Origin of the sequence: Rhodocytophaga aerolata, assembly GCF_030503435.1 — a bacterium.
GTDB classification, from domain to species: Bacteria; Bacteroidota; Bacteroidia; order Cytophagales; family 172606-1; genus Rhodocytophaga; species Rhodocytophaga aerolata.
On the sequence record NZ_JAUKPO010000085.1, the window covers coordinates 1 to 7,866 of the forward strand.

The 7,866-nt window shown below is 36.3% G+C and carries 9 protein-coding genes; 3 read left to right on the top strand and 6 right to left on the bottom strand.

Annotation, left to right across the window (positions count from 1 at the left end):
• Nucleotides 1-338: 338 nt before the first annotated feature.
• Genes Q0590_RS35985 through Q0590_RS35995 form a run of 3 tightly spaced genes read left to right on the top strand, consistent with a single transcriptional unit; the run spans nucleotide 339 to nucleotide 3,230 of the window.
• Entirely contained in the window at nucleotides 339-1,571 is a 1,233-nt protein-coding gene (locus tag Q0590_RS35985) for an aminopeptidase (RefSeq protein WP_302042527.1), read from the top strand.
• Nucleotides 1,572-1,588: 17 nt separating this feature from the next.
• A complete protein-coding gene (locus tag Q0590_RS35990; RefSeq protein WP_302042528.1) occupies nucleotides 1,589-2,410 on the top strand; it encodes a hypothetical protein in 822 nt (273 codons plus the stop codon).
• Between the two features lie 13 nt (nucleotides 2,411-2,423).
• A complete protein-coding gene (locus Q0590_RS35995) occupies nucleotides 2,424-3,230 on the top strand; it encodes a hypothetical protein (protein ID WP_302042529.1) in 807 nt (268 codons plus the stop codon).
• Between the two features lie 53 nt (nucleotides 3,231-3,283).
• Here the strand turns inward: Q0590_RS35995 and Q0590_RS37735 are convergent, their stop codons facing one another.
• From Q0590_RS37735 to Q0590_RS36020, 6 genes are all read right to left on the bottom strand, one after another.
• Nucleotides 3,284-3,421: a DUF4113 domain-containing protein gene (locus Q0590_RS37735; protein WP_366970822.1), complete on the bottom strand. Its 138-nt coding sequence runs from the start codon at nucleotides 3,419-3,421 to the stop codon at nucleotides 3,284-3,286.
• On the bottom strand, nucleotides 3,422-4,423 hold the full coding sequence (locus tag Q0590_RS36000; protein ID WP_366970824.1) for a nucleotidyl transferase AbiEii/AbiGii toxin family protein: 1,002 nt from the start codon (nucleotides 4,421-4,423) through the stop codon (nucleotides 3,422-3,424).
• 29 nt (nucleotides 4,424-4,452) lie between these two features.
• Nucleotides 4,453-5,055 carry a hypothetical protein gene (locus tag Q0590_RS36005; protein ID WP_302042530.1) on the bottom strand — a complete coding sequence of 201 codons (603 nt, stop codon included), beginning with the start codon at nucleotides 5,053-5,055 and terminating at the stop codon, nucleotides 4,453-4,455.
• A gap of 152 nt (nucleotides 5,056-5,207) precedes the next feature.
• Entirely contained in the window at nucleotides 5,208-5,963 is a 756-nt protein-coding gene (locus Q0590_RS36010; RefSeq protein ID WP_302042531.1) for a hypothetical protein, read from the bottom strand.
• Nucleotides 5,964-6,315: 352 nt separating this feature from the next.
• Nucleotides 6,316-6,801 (bottom strand): hypothetical protein, encoded by a 486-nt coding sequence (locus tag Q0590_RS36015; RefSeq protein ID WP_302042532.1) that lies wholly within the window; start codon nucleotides 6,799-6,801, stop codon nucleotides 6,316-6,318.
• Nucleotides 6,802-7,163: 362 nt separating this feature from the next.
• Entirely contained in the window at nucleotides 7,164-7,748 is a 585-nt protein-coding gene (locus Q0590_RS36020; protein ID WP_302042533.1) for an HNH endonuclease, read from the bottom strand.
• Between the last annotated feature and the right edge of the window lie 118 nt (nucleotides 7,749-7,866).

Consider the following 7,866-nt stretch of genomic DNA (forward strand, 5'->3'; position numbering starts at 1 on the left):
TGTTCAATTAGCATTCTTGCAATTTCTGCCTCTCTACTTTTTAAACATGATCTTAGATGCTGAGTAAAACATTCATATTATTAAAAGCTATTAAAGCTATTAAAGCTATTTACCGTAAAATACCTAAAATTAAGTATTGACATTGGTCTGAAAGTCAAGTACTTTTAATCAACATCCAGCTCTCTTCATTTTTTAGCATTATTTTATCCTAGTCATTGCTGCCAAGTTTCTTCTGCACTAAGTCACTAGTAGAATATTTTTTCATCACGCTCCTGAAAGTTTTTAGAATCTTTTTTGATATAAAAAATATCTTTTTAATCTAAAAAATCCATTCTCATATGAAAGCCAACTCTCTACTCTGCGCCTTATTGTTAGGCAGCATAATGCCCATGTTAGCACAAAATCAAACCATTAACAGCGATGACCTGGCTAAACGTATTGCTACCAGTATTGCCAATGTAAAAGCTGGGGAAGTAGTATTGATACAAGGAGGAAAAGACCAGATAGAACTCATGGAAGCTCTTGGAGAACAAATCCATAAAAAAGGAGCTTTCCCAACATTATCACTGGTAACCGAAAGAGTAACAAAGGCACTCTATACTTCTATCCCAGAAGAACATTTTTCTTCTCATCATCAAGCAGAGCATAAACTACATAGCAGGATAGACCTTGCCATCATTTTGCCCGATGGTATAGACTATCAAGCTATTGAAGCACAGGCTCCTAAAGAGTATAACGACAAGCACAATGAACTGATGAAGGAAGAACATGCCAATGGAAAAATTGAAGAAAATCCCCAAGTAAAATTTGTATTTGTTAACCTCCCATTGAAAAAAGATGCAGAAGATAGTGGTCTAGACTTAGCTACCTATGAGAAAATGATCAATGAAGCAACGGCTGCTGACTACACAGCCATAGCTGCCAAAGGAAAAAAGTTAGCTGAATTATTTAAAAACGGCAAAATAGTAAAGATTACAACGGCTAACGGAACAAACTTCTCATTTGATTTAGCTGGGCGTTCTCCCATTGTCAACGATGGGGTTATTTCCGATGAAGATATGAAAAGCTCTGTGAAAGCAGATAAAGCAGTAACCCTACCTACTGGCAGTATCCATATCACAGGAAAAGAAACATCAGCCAGTGGGAAGGTCTTTATGGCTAGAGATAAGGTAAGTGACAAGGGCAATAAGGTAAAAGTTATCAATGCATCTTTTGATTTTGTAAATGGAAAGCTGCAAAACTACAAAGCTGAAAAAAATCAATCCGCTCTAGCAGACAAACTAAAAGAGGCTGATCCGATGCTTACTCAATTTGGGGGTATTTCGATTGGATTAAACCCTGCTGTGAAAGTATTCAGTAATGAAAACCAGGATTTTCGTCCAATGGAAGCAGAAGGTCATGTATATGTTCTGATAGGGGGCAATGAATTTTTTGGCGGGACTAATAAACTTATGGATGCGGTGACGTTTCCGATAGAAAAAGCCACTGTAGCAATTGATGGGAAAACCATTGTCAAGGATGGAAAGCTACTCGACATCATAGATACAAAAACAGTTTCTACTTCCAAATAATCTAACCTACCAATACCATGAAAAGTAAATTACTCACAGCAACCCTTATGCTGTTAATTTCCCTCCAATTAGTAGCTCAAACAAACCCGCTAGTGGGTACTTGGCAAGCCGTATCTTTTGTAGGTACAGACGCAGATGGAAAAAAGATTACTTACGATGATTCTCAGTTTGTAGAAACCAAGATCATTACGCCATCCCATTATGCCCTTTTCACCCAAATGAAGCAAGGGGATTCACTTGTATTTGATAAAGCCATGACAGGTATAGTTACTGTAGAAGGTAACAAATACACAGAAACTCCTATGTATATTTCTCAACAGCAAAAAGGTGGAGCAGCATCATTTACCTATAAATTGGAAGGAGATAAGTTCATGCAGTCGGGCAGTGGCACAGATGCTAATGGAAAGAAAGTCTCTTATGTTATTACATTTCAAAAAGTAAAAGCTCCTGCCCAAAGCAACCCAGCCATAGGTACATGGAACCAGCTTTCTTCCAAAGGTACGTCTGCCAGGGGCGAAAAGTGGCAACATGATAACTCCACCCATACTCGGCTCTTGGTTGTTAACCCTACACACTTTATGATCATTGCACATAACAACAAGCAGTTTGAAAATGCTATTGTTGGAAGCTATAAGATGCAAGGTAATAAAATGGTGATTGATACCTACACACATTCCAAGTACCCAGGCACGGCTCAGGTTGAATTAATTCCACACTTAGAAGGAGCTAAAATGACTGTAGATGCTAAGGCTACGCTCAAAGATGGGAAGGTTGATACCTGGACAGATGTATATGAAAAAGTAAATGAGAAAACTAGCAAAACTGCATCCACCAAATAAACTTATAAGCTATATGAGTGCTAAATTATTCACTATCATCATTCTTTGCTGCTGCTCCATACAACTACTGGCACAGCCACATGTAGGTGTATGGGAATTAGAAAAAATCTTAGTCAAAGATTCCAAAGGAAAGGTTGTAGAAGAAGATATTTTTATAAACAGAGCAAGACAGGTAAAAGTACTAACTCCTACTCATTTTATGTTTATTGCCGAAAAAATAGATAGTCTAGATAATACTAAGAGCTATTTCAGGCGCAGTGTCGCAGGGCGTTATCAAATACAGGATGGAAAGTATCATGAATATTTTGACTATTCTACCCGCAAGGAAGATAAGCTAGGTCAAAAATCTGATGATATGGCAATTAAATTAGAAGCTGGTAAGCTGATCCAGATAGGTGATGCAGGAAAAGACGAAAAAGGAGTACGCTATACTTGGGAAGAAGTTTACCAGAAAATTGATCTACCTGCACAGGATCATACCACCGTAGGTGCCTGGGAAGAACAAACGGATACTTACCGAGCCATGCGTATTATCACACCCACTCATTTATTCGAAATAGCTACTTCAAAGGATGGAAAAGAAATTAAAGGTGTAGTAGGAGCCACCTATATCAAAAAAGGAGATGATTTTATTCATACTTTTATCTATGGGTTGGATAAATCCAGAAATCAAACTTCTGTAGCCAAAAGAAAAATGGAAGGGGATCGGTTGATCACTTCGGGACGAATAAAGGATGCTAGCGGCAAAGATATAGGGCAATTTACCCGAACTTTTACAAGGGTTGGTTCAAAGACTGTCAAAACTGCTTCAACTAAATGATCAAAAAGGTGAGTTAATTTCTCACCTTTTTACATTTAATTTACTATGGAACGTTAAATTTTAATAGTCCATAAATCCTCCCACCTAGTCGTATAATAGGGAGAGAGCATGTTTCTTTCCATCTGCCATGATGTGCTTTTATTTTGACAACCTTGGACTGCAAACGTTAGCTTATTTTTCTCACTAATTATTTATTGAAATAATCTCTTTAGGAAGTTTACAATACTCGCCTTTTTATCCTGGAATGAGGTTTGACTTAACATATCGTTTTGTAAATCTGCTTGTAGTGGTATACGATGGTCTATGTGTTTGTGAGAGGTTGTAGCAGGTAAATTTCTGATCACTTCTGAGTTGAATCCTGCTTGCTGTAATGCAGTTTGGAATTGAGACACAAACAAGGATAAATCGATAGGTAACTTATCAGCATCTGTGATTTGCTGAGCTTTCTCATAAAAGTCATAGGGAAGTTTACTGCTTTTACCAAAGCGCCAAAATTCCCACATATCCTTGAAGTTTACTTCTTTAAACAACGGCTGTAATTTACCATCAATCAGCCACTGTAGAGAATATATATTTACTTTATCTGCTTTACATTCTTTTATTAAAGCTTTCAGTGTTTGCTCAAATGCGCTTTCATCGAAGGAAGGGTGTTTTAGTAAATGGACTAAATCAAAAATATCTTTAAAGCGGGGTCTGACTAGAGTTTGATGCAACTTCCAGGCAACTTGCAAGGAAAGTGGAACAGTATAAGGAATAGTGAAAGGTTCGCCCCTTAAAGGTGTATAGAGTAAGGGAATGGGAGGTACTTCGACATCCAGGTTAAATGAAATATCTAAACCAAACCAATCAAATTCTTCTCCGTCTACCCAGCATTTGAGGTCCGTATTAATGGTAGGAAAATCATCTGCCATCGCATAGTCAAGCATACGCCAGAAGGCATTTTCCTTAAAGCTTTGAAACTCGACTCCATCCCGTTCATACGTTTCTGTTACTTGTATTACCCAGCTATCAAATAAGCTTCTAGCTTTCTCTATATCCGCTATAGAATGTAAGTAGACCCAGTCTAGGTCATTGGGTATCCGTTCTATAGGATTCACGAAATACTGCCTGGTCACATAGCTACCTTTTAGCATGAAAGGTAAGTTGACCTGGGAAGCTCGGCGTAGAAAGGCTTCATAAGCAAGCATCGGCATTATTTTTTCTTCTGGTATCTGCACATCGATTAGTTAGGAAGCCATCCTTTGTCTAAGTCTATATTCGTATCAGATAGGCAGTATTCGGACTGTTGTTTCAACACCTGCCATCCCCCTTGTGCTAATCTACTAACTACGGCATCAATTCGTTCCTGGAATATTTCCTTGCTTCCATATTCCCGTAAAGTAAGGAACCGAGTTTGCTTCTCATCTTTTAAGGAATTTCGTGATAAGTGAGCCTTATAGCTGCTACACAGTTCTAGAAGTTGGTCTATGCGATTTACCTCAATCTTTCCATGCCATTCAAAGTAAGGGGTAAATCCAGGTTGTGTCGGTATTTGCACGGTATCTACACAGGATGCTGGGATTTCAGTTTTTATTCGTTTGGTTTGAAAACCGTATTGATGTAGTAAATGAGTATAATTAGAAGCCTGAGCCATTACAGTATTTAAATTATCACTATAAATAACTTTGCTAAACATCGGTTGTGATATACACTCCCCTTGGTAGAGTTCAATAAGCAAGGGTTTTCCACCATTCTGCACACATATATTAACAAATAAATCAATCTTCGTTTTCGGCAAATCCTTGGTTGTGATATGTATCTCAAATGGTATAGGTTGAGTAAACATAAATTGTAATATTATTGAACAGGGTCAAGCAAGGTTAGCAGCCTACTTTTTATAGCAACTTAGAGAATACCACACAGTTAATGACGTATCTATAAGTTGACTTTGTGTCCAAAAATAGTGATATGCACTAGCTAGTTATTCTCTTCTGTATTTTATAGGTTGACAGCTTTGATAAAGATTACTATCGCTCCCAGCTCTTCTATGAAATCTTTTAATTCTTTTATTGTAGGGCTAATTGTTGATTTGCTTGCTATTAAGACAAGCAGGTTGTTGTCATAAAATCGCTTCTTATAATACAATACCTGCCCGATCATGCGCTGCATATCTGTTGCACTTAAATCATCAGCAATCTTCACTTCTATTCCTACTTGCCCATTACCAATATCAATATCGGTTTTAAGTGCCAGGAAACCACCTACGCTGTATTGTCTATGAACTCTATCTTTGCCAAATATCATTGCTAGCTGGTCAGCTACAAACTTTTCCAGGTCGGCTTCTGCTGATAATCTTCGTTTTAGAATAACAAGATTCTCTAGAACCTCTTTAACATTATCAGTAGTAATAGCTAAATCACTGGTAGCTTCAAACTCTTCTAGGTCCGCTAAATTAGTTTTGCTGTAGTCGACTCCTCGAAGGTCATCTTTCAAGATTTGGTAAAAATCATTGCTTACTGCAAGCTTAATTTCTTTGTTAGTGCGTTTGCGTTTAACCGTTTCTAAATCTGTCTCCAGGTTACCTAGAATTATTTCTAGTTTCTGCCTATAAATGTCACTGTTGGTTAACAAACGGTTTTTATACAAATTTTTACCTTCCCCATAAAGTAGGGCAATTTCCGACTCAGTAGCAACCTCTTGGTTAACCAAATCAAGATACTTATTGATTATTGTTTTCTGAACTCTGAATATCATTAGTATAGTAAATATGCGGTATCTTAAATTTAGTTATATCAATTATTTATCTGTATTGATAGTTATGTTCTTCAGATTTTGAGTTGAATATTCTTACTTCTTCTAGTATTTTGTAGAAAATGGTAATCAGCTTATCACTATATCTTATATAGCTGGACCTGTCCCTAATATGTATTTAATGAATTTTGTATAGGATGTCTAGTACTTTTTAATCCTTATCTTGCATAAAAGAAACTCTTCTACCTCAAAGTAGCCTTTGGTAGTATCCAAATCTAATATTTTCATCACTACTTAGCCTACATTGACGAATTGAGTATTACAAAAATTTTATCTTTCATCCCTCCCAGTAGCCTTAGGAGTTCTTTTGCTTCTTTCTCACCCTCTTTGTATTCTCCTCGTTCTCCAACATCTTTAGGATAACTACTGCTTCTTTCTCCCCCTCTTCAATAAGCCTTTGAAGATCGGCTTCCTCTTTCTCCTTATTTGCTTCTTCCTCCAACATTTTTAAGATAACTACCGCTTCTTTTTCAGCCTCCTCTATTTGCTTTTGAAGGTCTGCTTCCTCTTGCATTTCAAGTATACGTATTCGCTGTGCTTCTGCTTTCTTTCTAACTGCCTCTAGCTTGATTTGCTTGTCAGTTTCTACCTGATTAGATATTGTCTGCCCAGGAGCTGTGAGAACATGTATAATTTGCTTTAACTGCTGAATCTCCTGCTGGAGCTTTTGGTTCTGTGCCAATAGTTCATTTTCTCTATGCGAATTATTCATATCATGAATAATTGGTTTATGTGCATTGATAATCTCCTTAACAATTTCTTTAATTTCCTGTAATTCCATTTTAATAAATTTATATATGTCTAGCGGCTTCTAAACATCATTCAATATATAATAATGGATACAATTGCAGAAACGGTAGCTCAATTTAGTATTTATATAAAATGTAAGTTTCTATAACAATAGAATCATTAGCTTTATACTGCTATAGCTTTTATGTTTGAGATTTAGAATTATTTCATCCAATGCTGCTGTTGATCTAAAGTAATAGCTACTTGGTTGATTCTTCTAGAGGGAGTAAAATAGCCTGTTCACTGTTCAATCCTTCTCTTAAAACCATGCTTCTGCTTTGGAATGTATCTAATCAAAATTTAAGATAAATTTGTAAAAGGGAGCCTTATAAGCTCCCTTTTATATAGAGAGAATCATTTTATTATCAGTTGCTCTAGCTTGGGATGTTGTAGTTCCTCTTTTATATAATGCAACAGTTTAGATTTCTCATTTTCTAACCATTGAGGATTATTACCTTGATATAATTCAACCTCCCAAACTTGCTTTGATCTTCCAGCAAGATTTAAACTCAATACAGCTTTACTATGGTAGAAGAAGTTTATCACTCTCTTTAAATTTATCATTTTCCAGGATATTAAATCCTCTTTATCATGCTTGTCGATAAGGAATAAATTAAGTTCTTTGGAGCTGGTTAATGGGGTTTTTGTTACTCTAAAATTAATCTCGTGTATATTCTTATAGCCATTACATGTAACACAAAGCGTTTGCAAATTCTTTTCAGATGAATCACCACCAAATTTGTAAGGAACTATATGATCAATTTGTAGTTGTTTTCGCTCTTTCTTAATTTTTGGATTAATAGCTTTGCCACAACATTGGCAGGTATAGTTATCATGCTTGAAAATTTTCTCCTTAATTTCTTCCGTTGGTTCTCTATCTAGAAAAACTAATTCAGGCTTAGAGATATTTAATTGGGGTTCTTTACCATATTTTATCATATGAACAGCCCTTCTTCTTTCTGCATCGAAGGCTGATGTGAAGCGGTGATAATCCTTATAAAATGTATGTCGTCAGATAGAATTGGACAACTGATGGCAAAATAGAAGAGACAAATGA

What these genes read in the sequence shown, in the direction of transcription:
- Q0590_RS35985 (WP_302042527.1), top strand. Translation starts at nt 339, where the DNA reads ATGAAAGCCAACTCTCTACTCTGCGCCTTATTGTTAGGCAGCATAATG.
- Q0590_RS35990 (WP_302042528.1), top strand. Translation starts at nt 1,589, where the DNA reads ATGAAAAGTAAATTACTCACAGCAACCCTTATGCTGTTAATTTCCCTC.
- Q0590_RS36020 (WP_302042533.1), bottom strand. Translation starts at nt 7,748, where the DNA reads ATGATAAAATATGGTAAAGAACCCCAATTAAATATCTCTAAGCCTGAA.
- Q0590_RS36000 (WP_366970824.1), bottom strand. Translation starts at nt 4,423, where the DNA reads ATGCCGATGCTTGCTTATGAAGCCTTTCTACGCCGAGCTTCCCAGGTC.
- Q0590_RS36015 (WP_302042532.1), bottom strand. Translation starts at nt 6,801, where the DNA reads ATGGAATTACAGGAAATTAAAGAAATTGTTAAGGAGATTATCAATGCA.
- Q0590_RS36005 (WP_302042530.1), bottom strand. Translation starts at nt 5,055, where the DNA reads ATGTTTACTCAACCTATACCATTTGAGATACATATCACAACCAAGGAT.
- Q0590_RS35995 (WP_302042529.1), top strand. Translation starts at nt 2,424, where the DNA reads ATGAGTGCTAAATTATTCACTATCATCATTCTTTGCTGCTGCTCCATA.
- Q0590_RS36010 (WP_302042531.1), bottom strand. Translation starts at nt 5,963, where the DNA reads ATGATATTCAGAGTTCAGAAAACAATAATCAATAAGTATCTTGATTTG.